Here is a 21011-nt window from a genome sequence, read left to right as displayed (position 1 = left end):
TGTCTAGCTTCCCGACCGGAACCACCCTGTAGCTCCCTGAACGGAACCACCTTGTAGCTCCGGCCGAATTACCCCGATATGAGCGACCGCACCGCCGCCGTGACGCGCGAGACGGCGGAGACGACCATCGAGGTGACGCTCGACGTGGACGGCGACGGCGAGTCCACCGTCGAGACGGGTATCGGCTTTTTCGACCACATGCTGGACAGCTTCGCCCGCCACGGCCTGTTCGACCTGACCGTCAGGGCCGACGGCGACCTGCACATCGACGACCACCACACCGTCGAGGACGTGGCCATCACCCTCGGCGAGGCGTTCGACGAGGCCCTCGGCGACCGCCGGGCAATCCAGCGATTCGCCGACCGAAAGGTCCCGCTGGACGAGGCCGTCGGCGACATCGTCGTGGACGTGAGCGGCCGTCCGCTCTTCCGGTTTGACGGCGAGTTCTCACAGGAGCGCGTCGGTGACATGACCAGCCACATGGCGAAACACTTCCTCCGCTCGCTGGCGATGAACGCCGGATTGACGCTTCACGCGGGCGTCGTCGGCGAGAACGCCCACCACGAAATCGAGGCGCTGTTCAAGGCCACCGCGCGAGCGATGGACGACGCGACGCAAATCGATGAGAGGAGGAGCGACGTGGCGAGTACGAAAGAGTCGTTGTAATTTCGACGGGGAATCGAACCGGTGTCGCCGTCGTTCCCGCGATTTACACTCTCTCGAAAGCAATTCTCTTCCGTCGAATCCCGTTCGGTCTATTTCACCAGTTGCCAGACCTGAACCCCGTCCCCGTCCGTGAGCGACTCCCCGTCGAACCCGCCCGAAACCGACCATCGGTCGAACGGGGAGTGGCGCGCAAGCAACTCGACTTGTTGTGGCGGGAGATGTGAGAGGACGAACTCGTCGCGGGTCAGGACGTCACCGTCCGAGTCTACGAGTTCTTGTTCCGTACTGTAGGTCTGCTTCACTTGGTCCTCGATGGTCGCTCGGGACCGTCCTCTCAGTTGCCTCCCTTCGTACTCCACTTCCCGGACCGATTGCCACTCGCCGAACGATTCGGCGATAGTGTCGTACCGCGGAACGTACACGTCGAACAGGAGACGGCCGCCGGAATCGAGGACGCCGTAAAGGGCTTCGAGTGCCGCGAGTTGGTCATCGACTCTGCGAAGATTACAGAACGAGTTGTACGGGACTATTGCCAACGAGTAGGTTCTGTCAGCGCCGATAGACCGAAGGTCGGCTTCCCAAACCGTCGGCTCCACATCCTCGGTAGCGGCCTTTTCGCGGAGGATGTCCAGCATCGCGGGTGAGACGTCGAATCCGTCGGCATCGACGCCTCGACGGAGGAGTTCGAGGTAAAGCCGTCCCGCGCCACACGCACCTTCCAGCACTGCCCCGTCCGCACCCATCGCCGCTTCGAGATAGAACGATTCGTCGCCGATATCACCGAACTCGTGAGACGCGTCGTAAAAGGCCGCTACCTCGTCCGAAAACCGATTGGCATCGTTCATATCCGTTGTCACTCCGTTCGTGTCAAAAATACTTCGGATGTATTCTCTAGCACCGAGCGGTCCCGACCACCGTTCCGTCGGCGTCGAATTCCTCCGCGAACCCGACCGTGAGGTGCGCTCCCGACGGCATCCACCGATTCCCTAACGGCGTGTCGTTCCGTGGCTTTGCGTCACCGTGTGGCGTGATGAACCCTCTCGTCCCGAGACGAACCCCAACAGGACTAAACCGTCGGGCACGTCTATCCGACAAGGATGTTCGACAGAATCATGCAGAAGTTCGAGGGCAGTCCGAGCCAACAACAGGTCATCAGACTCCTCCTCGAACGCGGGTTCTCGGTGAGTGACGAGGGACGCGTCGTCTCCGGGAGCATCGAGATTCCCAACACGCAGATCGCCCGCGAAATCGGCGTGGACCGGCGGGTGGTCGATTCGACCACGGACGCGATTCTGAAGGACGAGGAACTGCGTCGCATCTTCCAGAACATCTCCTCGATTCCGAGCCTGATGGATTTGGCCCCTGTCCTCGACCTGTCCGTTCTGACCGTCGAAGTGCGCGACGCGGACGTTCCGGGCATCGTGGCGACCGTCACGTCGCTGTTGGCGGACAACGACATCTCCATCCGCCAAACCATCAGCGAGGACCCGGAGTTCACCGACGACCCGCGGCTCTACCTCGTTACGGACGAGGACGTACCGGGCGACGTGCTCAACGAACTGAAGAACTTGGAGTTCGTTCACCGCATCCAACTCAGCTGAATCTCCCTCGTTCTCTCGTCGCGGCAAATCCACGCCTTTTCGGTGCTCCCCATCGAATCTCGACCAATGGGTGGTACGACGTATCGAACCGTGGCTGGTCGGGGCGAGTCGGCGTTCGAAGTTCGCGGTTCGGAGTTCATCGGGTACGTCGCGCCTGCAGAGAGCGTCGAAGCGGCCGAGTCGTTCATCGCCGAAATCGAAGACCTACACGCGGATGCGACCCACAACGTGCCCGCCTACCGCGTGCAGGATGGTCGAACTGCCACTTCTGAGGGGAGCGCTGACGTCGGCGGGTTCGTCCGAGAATGGTCGAGCGACGACGGCGAACCGACGAGCAGCGCGGGGAAACCCGCCCTGAACGTCCTCCAACAGCGCGACATCGAGAACGTGGTCGCCGTCGTCACGCGGTACTACGGCGGAACGAACCTCGGCGTCGGCGGCCTCGTCCGGGCGTACTCCCGCGCGGTCAAGGAAGCGGTGGACGAGGCGGGCGTCGTCGAGGAACGGCCGCACCGCCGTCTCGCCATCGCCGTCGAATACGACGACTCGGGGACTGTCAGGGGGATTTTGGAGAGCGAAGGTGTCGAGTTCGACGCCGACTACGGCGAAACCGTCGGCTTTTCGGTTCGCGTACCGGTCGAGGAAACCGACGCGCTGTGCGACCGACTTCGGAGCGCGACGAGTGGTCGGGCCGACATCGAAGACGGGTAAGTCGCGTATTCAGAGCACGGCGTCGACGGCGGTGAAGACGCCGTATCCGACGCCGAGCGCGAGCGCCAACGAGAGCACCCACGCGAGGATGGTGTAAATCATCTTTTTGCCGCTGACGCCGCCACCGCTCGCGGCGTAGCCGCTCCCGATGATGGTGCTCACGATGATTTCGTTGAACGAGACGGGGATACCGAAGAAGACGGCGCTCTGTGCGATGGCGAACGCCGGGATGAGCGCGGCGATGGACCGGCGCGGTCCGAGCGCCGAGTAGTCCTGTGCGAGCGCCTTTATCATCCGCGGTGCACCCGTCCACGACCCGGCGAGCAGGCCGAGGCCGCCGCCGATGAGCACCGGAACCACGGGTATCGAATAGGGGTCCAACAGCGGGAGCAGCGGCCCGATTGCGAGACCGACCTGACTCCCACCGGCCGAGAACGCCACGAGTCCGCCGAGCGCGAGCAGAAACCGACGCTGGCCGCGGCTCACGTCGGCGTCGAGTTCCCGCTTGAGTGCGACGGCGACCAGACCGGCCAGAACGAGCGAGGTAACGACGACGCCGAGGTCGAGACCGGCGACGGCGGGAAGCGACAGGTGCTCGCCGACGCTCTGTGCGATGGAGGCGCTCTGATGGGGCGGTCCGAGGAAGACGAACCCGACGTTGGCGATGATGAGGCCGACGAGTCCGGCGAGAAGCGGAATCGAGGTTTCCTCCGCCACGTCGTCGCGCCGGAGCACGCGAGCGGTCGCGTAGGCGATGCCGCCGCCGATGAACGGCGTGAGTATCCAGAGGGAGACTATCTGCTGGTATTTCGGCCACGCGGGGGTTCCACCGAGCGCCAACCCGACGCCGACGATGGCCCCCGTTACGGTGAACGCCGTGGCGATGGGATACCCCGTAAACACGCCGATTGCCACCAGTATCGCCGCCGTGAGGAGTCCCGTGGTCGCGGCGAGGGGCGACAGTTGGACGCCGTGAATCAGCTCCCGTCCCACCGCTTGCGAGACGTTCGCGCCTTGGAGCGCCGCCCCTAAAAATCCGAGAATGCCCACGAGAAACCCCGCACGCATCACCGAGAGGGCGTTCGCACCCACGGCTGGGGCGAACGGAGTTGACCCACTCGACCCCGCGCCGATGGCCCACGCCATGAACAGACTCGCGACCCCGGCGATAATCACCGTCAGCAACCCTCCAGCCATATCTATCCGGTATACCGTCTCACGCCAATAGTGTACCGACTCGAAAGCAAACGACTGGTCACGTCCTGTCGGCCCGCGGACCGCCGCTCCGTTTCGGCGGTTCCACGCCTTCTGCCGCTTCGACCGTCTCGGTTTCCTTCTCCGTCTCGACGTGCCAGCGGTCGATTTCGTCCTCGTAGGACGTGAGCGACTCCGACACTTCTCCTTTCAACTCGTCGTCGTTGACGTTCACCTCGAAAATGAATCCCTCCTCGCCGTCCTCCATCCGACTCGTCTGCTGGATGTTGGCACTAACGAGTTCGTTGTCGAAGTAGTACGGTGCGAGTTGCGTCATCACCTTCTGATACACCGTATCCTCGACCTTCCTGATGGCCTTCCGCCCCGCCGAGTCGGCGGCCCGAGCGACGTAGTTCACCGAGTCCTGCCACCTGTCTACGGCACCTTCCGTGTCGTCCTCTTCCAGTTTCTCGTACGATTCGGTCAGTTTTTCGCCCGCTGTTCGGAGGTCGTCGTCGGGGGACTCGCCCGCTTGCTCGCCTTTCCCTTCGCTGACGTGGGCCTGTTCCGCGGTCTTCTCAGCCACGTCTTCGCCGAGCCGTTCGTGCGATTTCGGCCGCCACTCGTCCCATTCCTCGAACGCGCTACCCGACACGTTCGCCTCACGGAGCGCTTGCGTGATGCGCTCTCCGTGCTCGACGATATCTCCCCAGCTACCTCGAAGTTTGAAGCCAGAGATGCTCTCTTCCATTCGATTACTCGCTCGTAAGTTCCACAGGGTTTTATCTTTTACCGCTAATGTCCGTGACAGCGGCTCCCATGCGCCTTTTCTCGGGGGTTACCGTTTCGAGCGTAGAATTATTAGTCTCCAATGTTTCCGTACGTTACCCGCTCCGCGAACGCGTTCAGTCGGTCTTTCGCGCGCCCGAGCAGTTCGACGTGTCCGCTCACCGACCGCATCTCGTCCTCGGACACCTCGATTCGGTCGTCGCCGTAGATGTCACGCGTCTCACCGTCACTGGTCGCGTCGACGACGGTCGAAAGACCGCACCGACCACACGCTTCCGTCCGTTTGCCACCCATGTTACGGCGTACGGACGCATCCATGTTATGTGTTACCCCGAAATACTAGCCTCCCACTCTCACCGTGTTTCCTTTCGAAGGACGGCTTTGTAGAATCCCTCTCTCGACTGAACCTCGGCGACGTGCCACGGCGTTCCGACGGTTACGTCCCGCAGTCGCTCGGGCGAAAAGAGGACGAAGTGGAGGGTTCGTCCGACCTCCCGTTCGCCGTCCCGGTCGTACTCGAAGTGAAACGTTCGGTGGGCGATTCCGCGGCGCGGGTCGGACCCGTAGCCGAGCAAGTCGTCCGGAGCGAGGTCCGTCGGGTCGTAGTTGTCCACGACGGCGACGCCCTCCTCGTCCGTGATTCGAGCGAGTTCCGAGAGGAATCGACGTACCCCGGCGAGGGAGTGTGCGAGTCCGAGTTGGGTCCCGCTCAGGAGGGCGGAACGGAATCTGTCCGGTCGGAAGTCCATCTCGAACATGTCCATCACGCGAACGTCCTCGACGCCGCGGTTACGGGTGGCTTCGACTGCGCCCGGACTCACGTCGATGGCGACGACTTCGCCTCGCTCTTGGAGAAATTCGGCGTGCTGTCCCGAGCCACAGCCGATATCGACGACGGGTGGTTCGAGCGACGCGAGGAGGGTTCGCCACTCGTCACGCCAGTCCTCCCGTGAGGCGAAGTAGTGCCCTTCGATATTTCCGTCCCGCGTCTCCGCGCCGTCCCGGTACACACAGTCACCGCGCAGTCCGCCGCGCTGGTAATCGAGTATCGCTCGACCGAGTGGGTCTGCCTCTATCACACTCTGTCACAGTGTATCAAATGTAATAAAATGATAACGAGGCTCGGTACCGACTCCCGTGCCAACAACGGATATTTATCGCTCGCTCACAACCGAATCAGTATGGATAGCGGTATCGAGTCTCACGACTCGGAACGACAATCGAATCCCGTCCCGGACTGGGACGACGAGTACGTAGACCGGGTGAGCGACCGCCTCTTCGTCAACTACGACCTCGAAAAGGAGTACGCCACTCGCGGCGAATCGTTCACGCTCTACGGACGGCTGTTGATAGAGACACAGAAGCAGTTCCTCCACCGCTCCATCAACTACGCCAACCACAGCGCCGAAGAGCACCTGTTCGTCCGGCGCGCGAATTCGGTCCGCGTCAGCGACCTCGAAGCGCTCGTCGACCTCGGCCACGAACTCGCCGACGACTGGATAGAGGCCGACGAGGAACACTTCGGAACGACGTTCACCTTCGTCGTCATCGCCCCCGACGTCCCGACCGAAGTGGACGAGTTCGTCTCCGATTTCAGCGACCGAACGCTCCTCAAATACGGACTGCACGGTCAGTACGAAGTCAACCTCGCCGTCGTCGCCCCGGAGAACGAAACGCTCGCAGCCAGCGAGAACGCCGACGTCGGAAAGGCGTTCGCTCTCTGGCAACCGTTGGTGTCCGAAAAATCGGGATTGCTACACCGCGTCGTGCGGCGACTCAAACCTTAGTCGTCCGATTCACCGCCGTCCGTCACCGGTGTGCCACCCGGTTCGCTCCGCGCCGACGTGATATTTTCGTATCCGATACGAACCAGCGAGAGCGCGAGGGCGATGAGTACCAAGGCGATTACCGTCTGTACCCCCGCGGACAGCGCGCTGCCGAGCGCCATATCCCCACCCTTGACGAACTTCTGCCAGACGTTCTGGTAGAGCGCGAGATACAGCAGGCCGAGGATGGTGACGAACGTCATCAGCGCCATCGGGACGCCCGTGCTGATGAGCTGTTTGCTCTTGTTCCAGTTCGCCAGCCAGACCGTCGCGGTCAGCAGCGCCAGCGCCGCGAGCAGTTGGTTCGCGCCGCCGAACAGCGGCCAGAGGTCCGACCACGTGCCGGACGCGACCAGCGCGTACGCGATTCCGCACTGGACGAACGCGTTGAAATACCGGTTCGACGCGACGCTCTGCACTTGCGTTTCGGGCGTTCCGACGATTTCTTCGAACATGTAGCGACCGAGGCGAAGCGCCGTGTCGGTCGAGGTGAGCAGGAAACTCACCATGACGAGCGCCATGAACGGACCGCCAAAGCCGGGGTCGATACCGAAGCTCGTGAGCATGATGCCGCCACCCTCCGCGAAGTTGGGAAGCGCTTGGCCGACACCGCCGCCAGCCTTGGTGAATCCGACCAGTGCGACGGTCGAGAGTGCGAGCGTTGCGAGAAGGCCCTCACCGAGCATGCCACCGTAGCCGATGACTCGTGCGTCCGATTCCCGGTTGAGCTGTTTCGAAGTCGTCCCGGACGAGACGAGCGAGTGGAAGCCGCTGATGGTACCACACGCGATGGTGATGAACAGCAGCGGGAAGAGGGGTTGGCCGGTAACGCCCATGAATCCGTTGTAGCCGGAAATGTTCACGGTGAGCGGTTCCGCCGGCGTGATCGCGCCGATACCGAGCCAGCCACCGACGGTTCCGACGATGACCGCCAACAGCGCGCCGCCGACGCCCGCGTACAGCAGGAACGACGATAGGTAGTCACGCGGTTGCAGGAGCGTCCACACCGGCAGGACGCTGGCGATGAACGCGTAGACCAAAATGATGGGTACCCACGTTTCCGCCGTAAGCTCGAGCGGATACGCCTGCCCGACGAAGACGCTGGCGAACACGCCGATGACGAAGACGACGGTTCCCGGCCCGAAGGGTAGGTTGAGTTGGTACAGGTACACCCCGAACACGACGGCCAGCGCGATGTACAGGATGCTCGCCGTCGCGGCGCTCGGGTACGCCTCGAACACGACGCCGACGACGAACGCGAATACGCCGACGACGAGGATGATGGTCAGGAACGCGAACCACAGCAACATGTTCTTGCCGCGCTCGCCGACGTACTCCCCGATGATGTACCCGATGGACTTCCCCTCGTGGCGGAGACTGCTCGACAACGCGATGAAGTCGTGCGTCGCGCCGAGCAGCGGATTCCCGATGGCGATCCACAACAACGCCGGAATCCAACCCCAAATCACGCCCGCCGTTATCGGCCCGACGATTGGTGCGCCTCCTGCAATACTGGAATAGTGATGCCCTAACAACACGGGCTTCTTCGCGGGCACGTATTCCTGCCCGTCTTCGTATTTGTGCGCCGGTGTCTCCCGGCTGTCATCCAATTCTACGAACTGTGCGAGATATCGTGAATAGGTTAGATACCCTATGCTGAAAAGTACCAGTACGCCGAGTACTAGCCATATGATTGCAGTCGCCATGGTATTGTGCCTCATAACAAATGGATTGATGATGCACAATAAGTGTTCCTTTACTCTCGGCGGTGTGGTACGCCTCAAATCGTCGTTTTCGGAACGATGTATCGTTGTTTTTGACAGGTGAAATTTCGATTATTCGGCCGCCGCCGCTTCGACCTCGACGTTCAATTCGTCCGCGACCTCTTCCAACAGCGTTCCTTTCACTTCCGACACCCTCGATTCGATAACCGCGACCACCGGTTCGTCGAACGACTCGCGGATGTGTTCGATTCGTTCACGTTCGGTCCGACAGCGGTCGCGGAGATACGTCGCGCCCCGTCCCGTCTCGTCCTCGTCCGGTTCCGGCGTCACCTTGTTGATGACGAGTCCCGACACGGGCAACCCGGATTCCGTCAGTTCCTCGACCGCCCTGCCGGTCTCTCGAATCGACAACTCGTCGGGATTGAGGACGAGGAAGAACGCCGCGTCGTTTCGCAACACCTCGCCCGCGAACTCGAAGCTCTCCTTTCGCTCCTGCAGGCGGGCGATGATGGGGTCGCCCTCCGCCACTCGGCGGGGTTCCCGGTCGCCGATGGCGGCCTTCTCGAACAGGTCGATGCTCCGCCGTCGTTTGTGAAGCAGACGGTCTATCCACCCTTCGAGGAACTCGGGAAGCGAGAGGAGGCGGAGCGTTCCGCCGGTCGGCGAGGTGTCGAAGACCACGCGGTCGTAGTCGTCCGAGTTCCGCATCACGTCGATGAACCGGTCGAACAGCGCCGACTCGTGGGCACCCGGTGTCTGGTGGGCCATCTCGACCTGCCGGTCGATGGCGTTCACCAACCCCGCGCTCACGTGGTCGCCCAGCGAGCGTTTTATCTCCATCAGGTGGTTTTCGACCTCCGTCTCGGGGTCGATTTCCATCGCCCAGAGGTTCTCGATGCCGTCCACGGACCGCGGGTCGTCGTCGAACTGCTGGTCGAACACGTCCGACGTGCTGTGTGCCGGGTCGGTCGAAACGACGAGCGTCCTCAGCCCCGAACGGGCGCATTTCAGGCTGTACGCGCTGGAAACCGTGGTTTTTCCCACGCCGCCTTTGCCGCCGAAAAACACGAACTTTCGCATGTTAGAAGTGGTACTGTTGGCCCTTGCGTTCGACGAGCGATTCGCGGTCCCACATCCGACGCTCCCACGCCTCGAACTCGTCGGTCAAGTAGGGGAGCAGTTCGGCGGTGTAGTACGAAACGGGACTCGGCACCCCGAAGACGTCGGGGAAGCACGCGAGCATGAATTCGTCCTCCAAATCCTCGGCCTCCTTCTCTATCAGTTCGTACGCGGGATGCGAAATCATCCCGTGATAGAGCCCCCGAAGCCACTCCTCGACGGAGCGACGGAACGTCTCGATTTGGTCCGCGAGAGACATACCCACACAGTGACGTCCTCGCTATTTAAGCGGGGCGGTCAGCCCGCGGTTCGATTGTGGCCACTTAACACGCTGGAATGTCTGTGCCACGATAACGAATGAATCAGGGGTCCATTCCGGTCACGATTCTGAGCGGCAACCTCGGTGCGGGCAAGACGACGACGCTCAACCACCTCCTCCGCGAGAGCGACGACATGGACATCGCAGTGCTCGTCAACGACATGGGTGAGATAAACATCGACGCCGAACTCCTCCAGGGCGGGACGGAACTCGTCGCCGACGAGGGCGTCGCGGAGCTCTCGAACGGGTGCATCTGCTGTGAACTACAGGACGACCTCCGAACCGAAGTCACCCGCCTCGCGCGCGAATGGGAGTTCGACACGCTCGTCGTGGAGTCCTCGGGCATCAGCGAACCCGCTCCCATCGCCCGACTGTTTACGACCGAATCCCGCGTCGCGGCGCGCTACGACGTCGATACGACCGTCACCGTCGTCAGCGCGCGGCAGTTCGACGAGTTCTTCGCCGACGGAGCGCCGGTCGAGCGCACGGAAACCGAGGACGGCGATACGCGCCCCCTCTCGGACCTCGTTATCGAACAGATAGAGTTCTGTGACGTGCTGTTGCTCAACAAATGCGACCTCGTGGACGCGGACCGTCTGGACGAAATCGAGGCCACCTTACGCGCACTGCAACCGCGCGCGGAACTGATTCGAACCGAACACGGTAGGGTATCCCCCGACCGCATCCTCGACCGCGGACTGTTCGACCTCGGCGACGTGACCGACTCCGCCGGATGGAAACGGGCGATGGACCACGCCGACCACGACGAACACGGGACTCACGCCCACGACGTTCACGACCATTCCGACCACCGTCATCCGCAGGAGGCCTACGGTATCTCGTCGGTCTCGTACCGAAGCCCCCGACCGCTTCATCCCGCTCGACTTCACGACTTCTTCGAGTCGCTCCCGAACGGCATCGTCCGCGCCAAGGGAACGTTCTGGGTCGCCGGACGGGACGACGTGAAACTGGAGTACGGACAGGCCGGGGCCGCCGCCCGCGTGGAAGTCGCGGGGCCGTGGATCGCCAGCCTTCCCGAAATCGACCAGGACCTCTACCGGAGCAACCGCTCTGCGACCTACTGGGACGAGGAGTGGGGCGACCGCCGGACCCAACTCGTTTTCATCGGAAGCGACGTGGACGAGGCGGCCATCACCGCCGCACTCGACGACTGCGTGCTGACCGACGCGGAGATGGACGAGGACTGGGACACGTTCGACAACCCGTTTCCCGAGGACGAGGGCGGACTGTTGATAGTCGGCGAATAGTCGCGTTTCGATGCCCCAGCGAGGCCTGTCACCGCGTCCCGCGGCTTCGCTCGTATCGTTAGCTTATAGCCCCTTCCCGCGCACGAATCGCATATGACTATCGAAAAACGAGGTGACGCCCACCTCATCACGCACGCGATGGCGAAGGACACCCTCTCGAAGATTCGGGACGAGGAGACCGAACAAGTCGGTTTCCGCAAGGGACTCGTAAAACTCGGCCGCATCTGTGGTTACGAAATCATCGACGGCGCGATGGACACCGAGTACGTCTCCATCGATACGCCGCTGACCGAGACGACGGGCGAGCGCGTCAAAGGGTTGGACGACGTGGTTATCATCAACGTGCTTCGCGCCGCGACGCCGTTCGTGGAGGGTCTGCTGAAGGCGTTCCCCCGCGCCAAACAGGGCGTCATCAGCGCCGGACGCGACGAGGAAGCCGGAATGAACGACGACGGCGAGTTCCCCATCACCATCGATTACGTCAAACTCCCCGAAATCACGGAGGAGGATACCGTCATCGTCGCCGACCCGATGCTCGCGACGGGTAGCACCATGTGCGCCGTCCTCGACGAGGTGCTCAACGAGCAACCGAACCCGGAGAACTTCTTCGTCCTCTCGGCCGTCAGCGCACCCGACGGCCTGCTTCACGTCCACGACCAGTTCCCCGAGGCCGACCTCCTGACGGTCAGCATCGACGACCACCTGAACGACGACGGCTTCATCGTCCCCGGTCTGGGCGACGCTGGCGACCGCGCCTTCCGAACGACGTAACGTCCCGGTCGCGTCCTTTTACAGCAGAACTCGAAGCACCCCGATGGCTAACCCCGCGCCCACGAGGCCCGCCCCCCAGAGCGTCGAACTCCCGGGGGCGACGCCGATGAGAAACGAAACGATACCAGAGACGATGAGCGAGATGCTTGCGTGGCTTCGAAGCGACATGGTATTTCATCGGCGATAGCCGTAAAAAATCGGCTGGCACAACACGAAAGCAATTCAAGTGGCACCCCGAACGCGGCGGACCGTCCGCCCCGAGCCATCACTCGTCGGCGTCGTTCTCGGCGAGGAGGTCGGAGGCCGAAAGCAGCGCCTCCATCTCGACGTCGGCGTCGGCCAGATTCTCGCGGCCGCCCTCCTCTCGGTCCACGACGACGAAGATTTTGTTCACGTCCGCACCCGCGTCGCGGAGGGCCTCCACCGCGTCCACCGCACTCTGTCCGGTCGTCACGATGTCTTCGAGGACGATGACCTCCTCGCCGTCGTCGAGTCGTCCCTCGATGAGGTTCGCCGTCCCGTACTCCTTCTGTTGCTTCCGCGCGATGACGTAGGGCGTCTCGGTCTCGACGCTCGTCACCGCGACGAGGGGAACCGCACCGAGGGCCACGCCCGCTAGCTTCGTCCCGTCCAACCGCTCCGCGAACGCTTCCGCGATGAGCGACAGACAGTGCGGGTCCGTCTCGAAGAGGTATTTGTCCACGTAGTAGTCGCTCGTCCCACCGTGGGAGAGTTCGAATTCGCCGTACTGGACGGCATCCGCCGCGCGCAAGGCCTCGATGAGTTCCTGATTCGCCATGTGCGAGTCGGGGTGGCGAGGCGGGTTAAAAGTAGTTCTTTGCCGCCGGTACCGCGGCGTTCTACCACGGTTCGTTCTTGAGTCCGAGGACGTACGCGATGACGTTCGTCACGATGTGCAGGAGGGGCGTCACCACGAGCACGACGACGACGACCGGCAGCTCGAACGTCTCGAGCGTCCACCCCGGCGCGGCGAGCAGGGTGAGCAGGAGCGACATCACGACGAAATCGAGTTGGTCGATGCCGGGAAACGCCGCGCCGCGCTCCCGGCCGGTGCGCCGCTTCAGGAACGAGGCGGTCATGTCGCCGAGCATCGCGCCCGCCGGCAGGGTGAAAACCACGATGGCGGGAAACGGGTCGGGAAGCGTGACGCCCAGCGCGCCCGCCGCCGTCGGACGAATCGCGTTCAGTAGCAGGGCCAGTATCGCTCCGGCCAGAATTCCGGCCGCCGTCCCGCGCCACGTCTTCCCGTCACCGAGAATGCGCTTGCCGTTCCACGTCCGTCCGCCGTCTATCGGCGTGCCGCCCCCCGCGAGCACCGCGAAATTGTTCGGGACGTACGCGGGCAACATCGCCCACACCGCGACGGCCACGGTTTCGAACACGTCCGCACCGAGAAGATTCATATGGGGATAGATACCCTCCGGGTCTTAAGACCCAGCGGTCTGGCCCGGAATATATGCCGATGACTGTCACGGGTGCAATATACAATGATAAGACGCGGGAGTGTGAAAGAAGATGCATGATACCACCGATTGCCAGTCGGTTCGTCGCGGGTGAAACCCCGGCGGAAGCGCTCGAGTACACGCGGGATTTGAACCAACGCAACGTCAACGTCATCCTCAACCTTCTCGGCGAGCATTACCACGAGCGAGGACCGGCAGACGAGGACGCCGAGGTGTACCTTCGGTTGCTCGAAGACATCGAGCGCTCCGACCTCTCGGCGTGCGTCTCGGTGAAACCCTCACAGGTCGGCTTGGACGTGGGCACGCACGTTTACCGCGATAACATGGAGCGAATCGCGGACGCGGCCGACGACACCTTCGTCTGGATCGACATGGAGGACCACACGACGACCGACGCGACCCTCGACCTCTTCGAACAACTCACCCTCGAACACGACGGCGGCGTCGGCGTCTGCGTCCAAGCGAACCTCAAGCGCACGAAAGAGGACCTCGAACGACTCGCCGACCTCCCCGGCAAGGTTAGACTGGTAAAAGGTGCCTACGACGAACCCCCGGAACTCGCGTACAAGGAAAAAGAGCGCGTCAACGCCGCCTACCGTGAGTATCTCGAATTCATGTTTGAGGAGTTCGACGGCGGTATCGCGGTCGGCAGCCACGACCCGGCGATGATAGAGTACGCGACGGAACTCCACGACGAGTACGGAACCGACTTCGAAATCCAGATGCTGATGGGCGTCCGCGAGGACGCACAGATGGAACTGGCGGAGGAGTACGAAGTCTGGCAGTACGTCCCCTACGGCGGCAAGTGGATGTCGTACTTCTATCGTCGCGCGATGGAGCGCAAGGAGAACCTCCTCTTCGCGGCCCGCGCCGTCCTCGGCAGGTAGCAAAAATATTGCAACTAGTTTATATTCCTGCAACCAGACGCTACACCTAAATGTCTTCGTGGAAACGCGATGCTGGAAGCGGTCTCATCGTTTTGGCCCCTCTACTGGTTACTGCGTACATCATCGCGTGGTTGTTCCTCAAAATCGCCGGGCTGCCGTTCTTGGAGGACCTGCCGAAATACGTCCTCTTCGGCGGACTGATCACAATCCCCGCCGCTCTCATCCGCGTCGGTATCGTCCTCGCGGTGTTCACCGCGCTCGTCTTCAGCATCGGCTACCTCATGCGGACGACGCTCGGCAGCGTCGTCGAGAACGCCATCGACGGGTCCATGAACCGATTGCCCGGCCTTCGAATCGTGTACAACGCGTCGAAGATGGCCGCGGAAACCGCCCTCTCCGACACCAACCAACTCCAGAAGCCCGTCAAAATCGAGACGTGGAACGGCCTTCGGATGACCGCCTTCAAAACCGGCAAGCAGGCCGAGGACGGCCGCGAACTTCTCTTTTTGCCGACCGCACCGAACATCACCACCGGATTCGTCATCGAAGTCGAATCGGACGACATAACGGAAACCGACGAGAGCGTCGAAGACGCCTTGACCCGAATCCTCAGCGCCGGGTTCGGTGAGAGCGACCAGGAAGGGATTCCCATCAACGTCACCGACGAGGCGGACGACCGCACGGAAACGCCGCCATCGACCTGAGTTCCCGCCCGCTGCTGACGAAACTATACCATCTTTTTGAGGCTTGCGCCGCTCTACTTTCGTATGGAATGTCCCGAATGCGGCGGCGAACGACGGACGTTCGCCGTTCCGTCCGAACTCCGTGCGGACGTCCCGGACCGACCGTCGTCGATTCTCCTCTGCACGCGGTGTCTCGCCTTCGAACCGGTGGAGAACCCGGACGTCGAACCGTCGAACTTCGCCACGATAAGCGACGCACTCCCGGACGAACCGGACGCCGCCGCCGGGATGGTTCTCGCCACCGCGCTCCTCTCGTCGCTCGCGCTCTATCGCCAACACGTCGATGCGCTGTTCGATCGCGTCGAAGCGGCCGGAGTCGACCCCCTGCTCGTTCTCGACCGATTGGCCGCCGACCCGAACCTCGACCCGAATTTTGACATCGAATCGCGGCGACGGCAACTGCTCCAACTGCGCGATTGATTTCGAAAGTCCCCCCTCGAACTACCGCGGGACCCTCAACTTTCATCTGGGAGTCGCACGATTACACTGACATGCCGAACGACTGCATCTTCTGTCAAATCGTTGCCGGAGACATCCCGAGCAAAACGGTCTACGAGGACGAAAGCGTCCTCGCCTTCCTCGACGTGAACCCGCTCGCGCCGGGTCACACGCTCGTCATCTCGAAGGACCACCACGAAACGCTGGACGACCTCCCGGACGACGCCGCGGCGGACCTGTTCTCGGTCCTGCACGGCCTCACGCCCGCCGTCGAAACCGCGGTGGATGCCGACGCGAGCAACGTCGCGTTCAACAACGGCGGGGCTGCCGGACAGGAAGTCCCGCACGTTCACGGCCACATCATCCCCCGTTTCGACGGCGACGGCGGCCATCCGATTCACGCCATCGCGGGGGACCGTCCCGACCTCTCGGACGAGGAACTGGACGCGATTGCGGACGACATCCGCGACGGTCGATAACTGTATATTTTTATACCAGAACGAATCTATTTAGATTCGAACACGTGAAACGAACTGCCGCACTCGTCGGTGCGACCGGCGGGGCCGGAACGACGCGCCTCTGTCTCGAAACCGCCGCCGTGCTCTCTCACGTCGGGCGTGACGTGGCGATTTTGGACGCCGCTTTCGCTACACAAGGGTTGGCGCGCCACGTTCCGGGCCGCATCGACACCGACATCACCGCACTGCTCACCGACGAGGACGACCTCGCCGACGCGCTCCTCGAACATCCGGTCCCAACCCCCGGACGGCTTTCGCTTTGTCCCGCGTACGCTCCCTTCGAGCGCCTCGCACGGGCGAAAACCGCAACTGCCGCAGAAGCCTTCGAGCGGCTCGTGGAACGAACCGCGGACGAGTTCGACCACGTTCTCATCGACGCGCCGCCCGTCGCCGCGAATCAGGCCGTCGCTGCCGTCCACGCCGCGGACACGGTGACGTTGGTCGCACCGGCCTCCCGTCTCGGTGCCGACGCCGTACAGGGAATGCGCGGCCGCCTCGCCGACCTCGGAACGGACGCGGACACCGTTCTCGCCAATCGCGCGAACGGTGAGCATCCGCTGGAGGACGCGGTACCGATTCCGACGAGCGACGAGACTGCCGTCGAGGACGTCCCGGCGAGCGCACCCGAACTCGACGCGTCGTTTTCTCCCGCCATCGTCGCCGCCGTCGAAACTGTGTTCGACGTTTCGCTCGACGTCGAGTTTCCGGAGGAGCGGTTCTTGGATATCGACCCGGAGGAGTACCTTCCCGACGACTATCTGCCGGAGTCGCTTCGAAGCTGATTTTCCCTGCGTTTCGAAATTCGCTACAATAGGTCGCCCACGTCGCTCATCGTCTCCGCCAGCGCGTCTCGCTTTTCGACGGCAGCGTCCCCGTTCATCGCCAACGCGCTTTCGAGCACTTCGGCCGCACCGTCCAGCGGCTCGTGCGTTTCGATGAACGTCGCCAGCGCGAACTCGATTTCGTTCGCGCCGGACAGCGCGAGCGCTTCGGACCGCGAGCAGTTCGCGGAGAGCCAGTCCTCGATAAGTTCGTGACCGATGGACGAAAGCGGCGAGATACCGCGCACACCCAGCAGGTGGAGCGTCTTCGCGGCCGTCATCGGTGCGACGCCTGCACGGCGGGCGCTTTCGCCGACCGAAGTCCCGGACGCGTGCGTCTCGACTATCGTTACCGCGGCGTCCGTTTCGCAGGGTAACGCGTCGCCGAACGGTGCGAGCCGTTCGCGGAGGTCCCGTCCGGTATCGTCCACGGTTGCGACACCGTACTCTTGCTGTTCGGCCGTCACCTCCAATCCGGCCGCGATATCCGACAGCGCCATGTGTTCTGCTTGTCTCCCCACTGACTTTAATCTTCTAGACAAGTATCATAGTTGGTAATTAGACGACGGCTAGAACGTACCGGTTACCGGTACGCTCGTCACTCGTAACACCGGCTCGTTTTTCGATTTCGGCGCTCGTTTAAATACCATCTCGGACGAAGTTTCAATTGTAATGAGTGCGATACAAAACTCAACCGAAACGTGTCCCGAATGCCGCGGTCGTGTTCGCACACGCGGCACCGAAGCAGTCTGTACCGAGTGCGGGTTGGTCGTCGCGGAAGACGGCTTGGACCGCGGCCCGGAGTGGCGGTCGTTCAGCGACGACGACACCGACCGTAAGCGAACTGGTGCACCACTGACGCGTTCGCGCCACGACCGCGGGTTGACGACCGAAATCGGCTACAAGAACAGCACCGTTCGACTCACGGGCCGGAAACGACGCCGCGTGATGCGGATGCGCCGCCAACACAACCGCGCTAGACTCTCGTCCAAGGCGGAACGAAATCGCGTGTACGGCTTCACCGAGATTCGCCGTCTCGTCGGCGCGCTTCAACTGCCCGAAAACGTCCGCGACCGGGCGTGCGTGCTGTTCGAATCCGCACAGTCGGAGGACCTCCTTCGCGGACGGTCGATAGAGGGATTCGCCGCGGCGGCGGTGTACGCCACTTGCCGGGCATCGGCCGTCTCCCGAACGCTCGACGAAATCGTCGAACGCGCTCGCGCCGAGCGCGCCGAACTGACGGCCGCCTACGACGCAGTGAACCGCGAACTCGGCCTTCCCATCGGTCCCATCGACCCGCGGGAGTACCTTCCCCGGTTCGCCAGCCGACTCGACCTCTCGATGGCGACCGAACGACGTGCCAAACGGTTCGTCGAACGGGCGGAGGAGAAAAACCTCGTCAGCGGCCGCAACCCCAGCGGCGTCGCCGCCGCGTGTCTCTACGCGGCGGCCCGCGACTGCGACGAACGCGTCACCCAACGCGCCGCCGCCGAAGTCGCTGACGTCACCCCCGTGACGCTCCGCTCGACGTATCACGACCTGCAGGAGTAAACCGCCCGCCCGAGTTCCGAAAACTGTTCTCTCGCCTCGCTCTCCGGTGCCAGCGTCGCGACTGGACACCCGTTCCGCTGTGCGTCGGCAATCGTCGTCGATTCCGGTAGCGTCGTCACCGGTGCCCCGAGCGTCCGCTCCACGGTTTCGACCGGCGGGTCCTCGCGGACCCGGTTCAGTACCACTCGACACAATCCCGCATCGAGTCGCCGTGCGAGCGCCTTCGTCCGCACCGCGTCCGCAAGCGCGAACGGCCGCGGAATCGTCACGAGGACGTAGCTGTCTGCCGCAACCAGCGGGAGTCCCGCATCGGCCGCCATCCCCGCCGGGCAGTCGATGACCACGTGGTCGTACTCCGACGCAACCCGCGCTATCGCATCGGCGAACTCGGTCACGTCACACGCCCGCGCACCGGCTAACGTGCGGCCGCACGGCAGCATCAGCACGTCTCCGACGCTCGAAACGGCTTCGATCGCATCCGCTCGTCCGGCGAGTACGTCGTGTAAATCGGGTCCGTGCGACCTCGGCAGGTCCGCCATTGCGAGGTCCGCATCCACGACGACGCCGCCGAGTTCCGCCCCGAGATTGAGCGCAACGGTCGATTTTCCGACGCCACCTTTCCCACCCGTAACGGCCACGATCATTTCGTTCTCCCGACCGCGTTCGATTTCTCCGTCGATTCGACCCGCTCTCGTACTCGTTGCACCCGGTTTGCAACCGCTTCGAGCGTCCGTTCGTCCGCCGCGATTCTCCGTCGCAACTCCTGTTCTTCCGCTTGCTCGGCGACCGTCCGTTTTTCCGGCCTACCGCTTCCCATCTCTTCGCACTTCCTTTCTCCCATCTTTTCTCCTCCCATCTCTCCCCCTCTCGTCTCTTTGTCCCCCGTCTCGTACCGCTCGATTCGCGTCTCGACGGCCGATAGCCACGACTTTACCGCATCGGGTATCTCCACCCGGTCGGGTGTCGGAACCGCGTCCACCGGTGGCCGGGCGTCTCCCAACGCTCGAACGACACCCGCGGTCGTCGGTTCGATGTCGAGTCCGGTGGGAGAATCGTGCCGAGTCGCACCGCCGACCGACGATTCTTCCGTCTCCGGTGCTCGTTCGGTCCAGACGATTTCGGCGGGCGGCGATTCGGTCTCGTCGGCCGCAACCGCATAGCCGAGCGAGCGTCGTTCACCCGCGCCGACGACGCCCTCGAATCCCCCTTCGTCCCATCCCGCTTCCGTGAGTCCGTGCCGCCGCGGTACCCGGAGTTCGCCGTTGAGTCGGTTTCCGACCCGAATCCTGACGGGCATCGCCGCAGAATTTTCGACCACCAGCGCGACCAACGTGACGGTCTCGACCGCCCCCGTCCGTTCGTCCGTCGTCCAGTGCAGTGTCACCATGCCCCGGGTTGGGCTCGTCTTCCGTCTTAAACCTGTAGCACGGGTGCGTTCAAGCAATCGACGGCGGCACACGGCGTCTCGAATCGCTCACACGCCAGCACGACCGGCGCTCGACCCCGCGCCAAACGAGCGATTGCGAGCGCCGCGGTCGTCGAATCGCCTTCGAACGTCCCCGGTTCCGGGACTCGTCCGCGACCCGGCACCGCTTCGACCGCCGCGACGAACCTCGCGTGCACCTGTCGAGCTAAATAGTCGCGCGCTGTTCGTTCGAGGTTCTCCTTCCGGTCACGCAGTCGTAACCGTCGCTCTCGGTCATTCCTCGCCGACCGTTGGCGTTTTCGCGCCGCTTCCAACGCTTGCTCCGCGGCGATTCGTTCCGTCTCCCTCTCGGCCAACTCCCGCGTTGCGCTCCGTAGTTTCGACTCGGCATCTTCTACGTACCCTCCCGAGTCCCGGATTGCCTGTACCCTGCCACGTAGTGCCGCGACTTCCTCCCGAAGTTCCGTTTCCGACCCGCTCACCTCGGCCACGCGCCGCCGCTCCGAACGAATCGAAATCGCTTCCACGTCGAGCGACCGCAACGATACCTCTAGGTTCGCTATTTCCTCGTCCTGCGGTGCGTCCATCCCGAGCGACCGCGCGGCGGCGGCCACTGCCGCGCGGACACGAACGGACGTCTCCGACTCGATGTATCCCACGTAGTCGTGAACCGGGTGCGGGTCGGCACACTCGATATCGAGCGCGCTCGATTCGGCGTCCGACCGAATCGCTGCGACAACATCTGCCGCCGCAACTGACTCCTCACGCAGGTCGATTGCGCGCCCCCGAAACGTCTTTTCTCGCGTTTTTACCTTCATAAATCCGCGTTTCGCATCGAATCCGGTGCCGGGTGGTTCGTCCCCACGGCGAACTTGTCGTAGGGCGTGCTCGGCCGTTCACGGTTCTCGTACGCTTTTGCGGCCTCCCGAACCGCATCCGGTACGTCACGGAACTCGTTCAGCGGTTCGGTGCGTTCGAGTTGCACGTCTGCTCCGTGTTTCTCGTAGAGACGAAGCGCGAGAAACGCACCCAGTTCCGTCTGCTGCAGCAAGGCGGCCCGTCCGAACCGTCGAACGACACACTCCTCGTGTGTCGTGCAGATGTTCCGAAGCGTCTGTCGGGCACCGCTGGAGTAGGTGATTATCAACAGCACAG

The 21011-nt window shown here is 62.9% G+C and carries 28 protein-coding genes; 12 read left to right on the top strand and 16 right to left on the bottom strand.

The window, feature by feature from the left end:
• Positions 1–78: 78 nt before the first annotated feature.
• Complete coding sequence (hisB, locus tag B208_RS0110825; protein WP_007975987.1) at positions 79–666, top strand: imidazoleglycerol-phosphate dehydratase HisB; 588 nt, start codon at positions 79–81, stop codon at positions 664–666.
• Between the two features lie 89 nt (positions 667–755).
• Here the strand turns inward: hisB and B208_RS0110820 are convergent, their stop codons facing one another.
• Positions 756–1511, bottom strand: a complete 756-nt coding sequence (locus tag B208_RS0110820; protein WP_007975989.1) for a class I SAM-dependent methyltransferase — start codon at positions 1509–1511, stop codon at positions 756–758.
• A gap of 252 nt (positions 1512–1763) precedes the next feature.
• Between B208_RS0110820 and B208_RS0110810 the strand changes: the two genes are divergently transcribed.
• Positions 1764–2267 carry an ACT domain-containing protein gene (locus tag B208_RS0110810; protein WP_007975990.1) on the top strand — a complete coding sequence of 168 codons (504 nt, stop codon included), beginning with the start codon at positions 1764–1766 and terminating at the stop codon, positions 2265–2267.
• A gap of 66 nt (positions 2268–2333) precedes the next feature.
• Positions 2334–2978, top strand: coding sequence for an IMPACT family protein (locus tag B208_RS0110805; RefSeq protein ID WP_007975991.1), 645 nt, complete (start codon positions 2334–2336; stop codon positions 2976–2978).
• A gap of 9 nt (positions 2979–2987) precedes the next feature.
• On the opposite strand, the gene B208_RS0110800 is transcribed toward B208_RS0110805, so the two are convergent.
• From B208_RS0110800 to B208_RS0110785, 4 genes are all read right to left on the bottom strand, one after another.
• Positions 2988–4175 carry an inorganic phosphate transporter gene (locus tag B208_RS0110800; RefSeq protein ID WP_007975992.1) on the bottom strand — a complete coding sequence of 396 codons (1188 nt, stop codon included), beginning with the start codon at positions 4173–4175 and terminating at the stop codon, positions 2988–2990.
• Positions 4176–4233: 58 nt separating this feature from the next.
• On the bottom strand, positions 4234–4923 hold the full coding sequence (locus B208_RS0110795; protein ID WP_007975993.1) for a DUF5828 family protein: 690 nt from the start codon (positions 4921–4923) through the stop codon (positions 4234–4236).
• 110 nt (positions 4924–5033) lie between these two features.
• Positions 5034–5255 (bottom strand): hypothetical protein, encoded by a 222-nt coding sequence (locus tag B208_RS0110790; protein WP_007975994.1) that lies wholly within the window; start codon positions 5253–5255, stop codon positions 5034–5036.
• Between the two features lie 59 nt (positions 5256–5314).
• On the bottom strand, positions 5315–6040 hold the full coding sequence (locus B208_RS0110785; RefSeq protein ID WP_007975995.1) for a class I SAM-dependent methyltransferase: 726 nt from the start codon (positions 6038–6040) through the stop codon (positions 5315–5317).
• A 102-nt stretch (positions 6041–6142) separates the two neighbouring features.
• Here B208_RS0110785 and B208_RS0110780 point away from each other — a divergent pair, with 102 nt between their 5' ends.
• Positions 6143–6748 (top strand): hypothetical protein, encoded by a 606-nt coding sequence (locus tag B208_RS0110780; RefSeq protein ID WP_007975996.1) that lies wholly within the window; start codon positions 6143–6145, stop codon positions 6746–6748.
• Here B208_RS0110780 and B208_RS0110775 read toward each other — a convergent pair.
• From B208_RS0110775 to B208_RS0110765, 3 genes are all read right to left on the bottom strand, one after another.
• Positions 6745–8493, bottom strand: a complete 1749-nt coding sequence (locus tag B208_RS0110775; RefSeq protein ID WP_049805638.1) for a carbon starvation CstA family protein — start codon at positions 8491–8493, stop codon at positions 6745–6747. The two genes, B208_RS0110780 and B208_RS0110775, sit on opposite strands and share 4 nt — an antisense overlap.
• A gap of 129 nt (positions 8494–8622) precedes the next feature.
• Entirely contained in the window at positions 8623–9591 is a 969-nt protein-coding gene (locus B208_RS0110770) for an ArsA family ATPase (protein ID WP_007975998.1), read from the bottom strand.
• Position 9592: 1 nt separating this feature from the next.
• A complete protein-coding gene (locus B208_RS0110765; protein WP_007975999.1) occupies positions 9593–9889 on the bottom strand; it encodes a hypothetical protein in 297 nt (98 codons plus the stop codon).
• Positions 9890–9987: 98 nt separating this feature from the next.
• Between B208_RS0110765 and B208_RS0110760 the strand changes: the two genes are divergently transcribed.
• Together B208_RS0110760 and upp are read left to right on the top strand one after the other, a co-directional pair.
• The gene (locus B208_RS0110760; protein WP_007976000.1) at positions 9988–11217 is read left to right on the top strand and encodes a GTP-binding protein; all 1230 of its coding nucleotides are present in this window, start codon (positions 9988–9990) and stop codon (positions 11215–11217) included.
• A gap of 93 nt (positions 11218–11310) precedes the next feature.
• The gene (upp, locus tag B208_RS0110755) at positions 11311–11988 is read left to right on the top strand and encodes a uracil phosphoribosyltransferase (protein WP_007976002.1); all 678 of its coding nucleotides are present in this window, start codon (positions 11311–11313) and stop codon (positions 11986–11988) included.
• Between the two features lie 18 nt (positions 11989–12006).
• Here upp and B208_RS24325 read toward each other — a convergent pair whose 3' ends face one another.
• From B208_RS24325 to B208_RS0110740, 3 genes are all read right to left on the bottom strand, one after another.
• Positions 12007–12156: a hypothetical protein gene (locus B208_RS24325; protein WP_007976003.1), complete on the bottom strand. Its 150-nt coding sequence runs from the start codon at positions 12154–12156 to the stop codon at positions 12007–12009.
• A gap of 97 nt (positions 12157–12253) precedes the next feature.
• Positions 12254–12787: an orotate phosphoribosyltransferase gene (gene pyrE / locus B208_RS0110745; protein ID WP_007976005.1), complete on the bottom strand. Its 534-nt coding sequence runs from the start codon at positions 12785–12787 to the stop codon at positions 12254–12256.
• A gap of 61 nt (positions 12788–12848) precedes the next feature.
• Positions 12849–13412 (bottom strand): CDP-2,3-bis-(O-geranylgeranyl)-sn-glycerol synthase, encoded by a 564-nt coding sequence (locus B208_RS0110740; RefSeq protein WP_007976007.1) that lies wholly within the window; start codon positions 13410–13412, stop codon positions 12849–12851.
• Between the two features lie 116 nt (positions 13413–13528).
• Here B208_RS0110740 and B208_RS0110735 point away from each other — a divergent pair, with 116 nt between their 5' ends.
• The 5 genes from B208_RS0110735 to B208_RS0110715 all read left to right on the top strand — a co-directional run bounded on the left by B208_RS0110735 (position 13529) and on the right by B208_RS0110715 (position 16840).
• Entirely contained in the window at positions 13529–14359 is an 831-nt protein-coding gene (locus tag B208_RS0110735; RefSeq protein WP_007976009.1) for a proline dehydrogenase family protein, read from the top strand.
• A gap of 50 nt (positions 14360–14409) precedes the next feature.
• On the top strand, positions 14410–15063 hold the full coding sequence (locus B208_RS0110730) for a DUF502 domain-containing protein (RefSeq protein WP_007976011.1): 654 nt from the start codon (positions 14410–14412) through the stop codon (positions 15061–15063).
• Positions 15064–15126: 63 nt separating this feature from the next.
• Entirely contained in the window at positions 15127–15522 is a 396-nt protein-coding gene (locus B208_RS0110725; protein ID WP_007976013.1) for a DUF6276 family protein, read from the top strand.
• 71 nt (positions 15523–15593) lie between these two features.
• On the top strand, positions 15594–16019 hold the full coding sequence (locus B208_RS0110720) for an HIT family protein (RefSeq protein ID WP_007976015.1): 426 nt from the start codon (positions 15594–15596) through the stop codon (positions 16017–16019).
• Positions 16020–16063: 44 nt separating this feature from the next.
• Complete coding sequence (locus B208_RS0110715; RefSeq protein WP_007976016.1) at positions 16064–16840, top strand: AAA family ATPase; 777 nt, start codon at positions 16064–16066, stop codon at positions 16838–16840.
• A gap of 23 nt (positions 16841–16863) precedes the next feature.
• Here B208_RS0110715 and B208_RS0110710 read toward each other — a convergent pair whose 3' ends face one another.
• On the bottom strand, positions 16864–17379 hold the full coding sequence (locus B208_RS0110710) for a DUF7858 family protein (RefSeq protein WP_007976017.1): 516 nt from the start codon (positions 17377–17379) through the stop codon (positions 16864–16866).
• 181 nt (positions 17380–17560) lie between these two features.
• Here B208_RS0110710 and B208_RS0110705 point away from each other — a divergent pair, with 181 nt between their 5' ends.
• A complete protein-coding gene (locus tag B208_RS0110705) occupies positions 17561–18430 on the top strand; it encodes a transcription initiation factor IIB (RefSeq protein WP_394324850.1) in 870 nt (289 codons plus the stop codon).
• Here B208_RS0110705 and B208_RS0110700 read toward each other — a convergent pair.
• Genes B208_RS0110700 through B208_RS0110685 form a run of 4 tightly spaced genes read right to left on the bottom strand, consistent with a single transcriptional unit; the run spans position 18412 to position 21009 of the window.
• A complete protein-coding gene (locus tag B208_RS0110700; protein WP_007976020.1) occupies positions 18412–19074 on the bottom strand; it encodes a MinD/ParA family ATP-binding protein in 663 nt (220 codons plus the stop codon). The two genes, B208_RS0110705 and B208_RS0110700, sit on opposite strands and share 19 nt — an antisense overlap.
• Positions 19071–19817, bottom strand: a complete 747-nt coding sequence (locus B208_RS0110695) for a DUF7857 domain-containing protein (protein ID WP_007976022.1) — start codon at positions 19815–19817, stop codon at positions 19071–19073. The genes B208_RS0110700 and B208_RS0110695 overlap by 4 nt, the downstream gene beginning before the upstream one ends.
• Positions 19818–19843: 26 nt before the next feature.
• Positions 19844–20674, bottom strand: coding sequence for a DUF7856 family protein (locus B208_RS0110690; protein WP_007976023.1), 831 nt, complete (start codon positions 20672–20674; stop codon positions 19844–19846).
• Entirely contained in the window at positions 20671–21009 is a 339-nt protein-coding gene (locus B208_RS0110685; RefSeq protein WP_007976025.1) for a DUF7855 family protein, read from the bottom strand. Before B208_RS0110685 ends, B208_RS0110690 begins: the two co-directional genes overlap by 4 nt.
• Positions 21010–21011 lie beyond the last annotated feature (2 nt).

The sequence above is a fragment of the Haladaptatus paucihalophilus DX253 genome (assembly GCF_000376445.1).
GTDB lineage: Archaea > Halobacteriota > Halobacteria > Halobacteriales > Haladaptataceae > Haladaptatus > Haladaptatus paucihalophilus.
The sequence above is the reverse complement of the archived record's forward strand: the minus strand, read 5'-3'. Positions and strand labels throughout refer to the sequence as shown.

Coding starts and splice junctions, on each gene's coding strand:
- hisB (WP_007975987.1), top strand. CDS start 79: ATGAGCGACCGCACCGCCGCCGTGACGCGCGAGACGGCGGAGACGACC.
- B208_RS0110820 (WP_007975989.1), bottom strand. CDS start 1,511: ATGAACGATGCCAATCGGTTTTCGGACGAGGTAGCGGCCTTTTACGAC.
- B208_RS0110810 (WP_007975990.1), top strand. CDS start 1,764: ATGTTCGACAGAATCATGCAGAAGTTCGAGGGCAGTCCGAGCCAACAA.
- B208_RS0110805 (WP_007975991.1), top strand. CDS start 2,334: ATGGGTGGTACGACGTATCGAACCGTGGCTGGTCGGGGCGAGTCGGCG.
- B208_RS0110800 (WP_007975992.1), bottom strand. CDS start 4,175: ATGGCTGGAGGGTTGCTGACGGTGATTATCGCCGGGGTCGCGAGTCTG.
- B208_RS0110795 (WP_007975993.1), bottom strand. CDS start 4,923: ATGGAAGAGAGCATCTCTGGCTTCAAACTTCGAGGTAGCTGGGGAGAT.
- B208_RS0110790 (WP_007975994.1), bottom strand. CDS start 5,255: ATGGGTGGCAAACGGACGGAAGCGTGTGGTCGGTGCGGTCTTTCGACC.
- B208_RS0110780 (WP_007975996.1), top strand. CDS start 6,143: ATGGATAGCGGTATCGAGTCTCACGACTCGGAACGACAATCGAATCCC.
- B208_RS0110775 (WP_049805638.1), bottom strand. CDS start 8,493: ATGGCGACTGCAATCATATGGCTAGTACTCGGCGTACTGGTACTTTTC.
- B208_RS0110770 (WP_007975998.1), bottom strand. CDS start 9,591: ATGCGAAAGTTCGTGTTTTTCGGCGGCAAAGGCGGCGTGGGAAAAACC.
- B208_RS0110765 (WP_007975999.1), bottom strand. CDS start 9,889: ATGTCTCTCGCGGACCAAATCGAGACGTTCCGTCGCTCCGTCGAGGAG.
- B208_RS0110760 (WP_007976000.1), top strand. CDS start 9,988: ATGAATCAGGGGTCCATTCCGGTCACGATTCTGAGCGGCAACCTCGGT.
- upp (WP_007976002.1), top strand. CDS start 11,311: ATGACTATCGAAAAACGAGGTGACGCCCACCTCATCACGCACGCGATG.
- B208_RS24325 (WP_007976003.1), bottom strand. CDS start 12,156: ATGTCGCTTCGAAGCCACGCAAGCATCTCGCTCATCGTCTCTGGTATC.
- pyrE (WP_007976005.1), bottom strand. CDS start 12,787: ATGGCGAATCAGGAACTCATCGAGGCCTTGCGCGCGGCGGATGCCGTC.
- B208_RS0110740 (WP_007976007.1), bottom strand. CDS start 13,412: ATGAATCTTCTCGGTGCGGACGTGTTCGAAACCGTGGCCGTCGCGGTG.
- B208_RS0110735 (WP_007976009.1), top strand. CDS start 13,529: ATGATACCACCGATTGCCAGTCGGTTCGTCGCGGGTGAAACCCCGGCG.
- B208_RS0110730 (WP_007976011.1), top strand. CDS start 14,410: ATGTCTTCGTGGAAACGCGATGCTGGAAGCGGTCTCATCGTTTTGGCC.
- B208_RS0110725 (WP_007976013.1), top strand. CDS start 15,127: ATGGAATGTCCCGAATGCGGCGGCGAACGACGGACGTTCGCCGTTCCG.
- B208_RS0110720 (WP_007976015.1), top strand. CDS start 15,594: ATGCCGAACGACTGCATCTTCTGTCAAATCGTTGCCGGAGACATCCCG.
- B208_RS0110710 (WP_007976017.1), bottom strand. CDS start 17,379: ATGGCGCTGTCGGATATCGCGGCCGGATTGGAGGTGACGGCCGAACAG.
- B208_RS0110700 (WP_007976020.1), bottom strand. CDS start 19,074: ATGATCGTGGCCGTTACGGGTGGGAAAGGTGGCGTCGGAAAATCGACC.
- B208_RS0110695 (WP_007976022.1), bottom strand. CDS start 19,817: ATGGTGACACTGCACTGGACGACGGACGAACGGACGGGGGCGGTCGAG.
- B208_RS0110690 (WP_007976023.1), bottom strand. CDS start 20,674: ATGAAGGTAAAAACGCGAGAAAAGACGTTTCGGGGGCGCGCAATCGAC.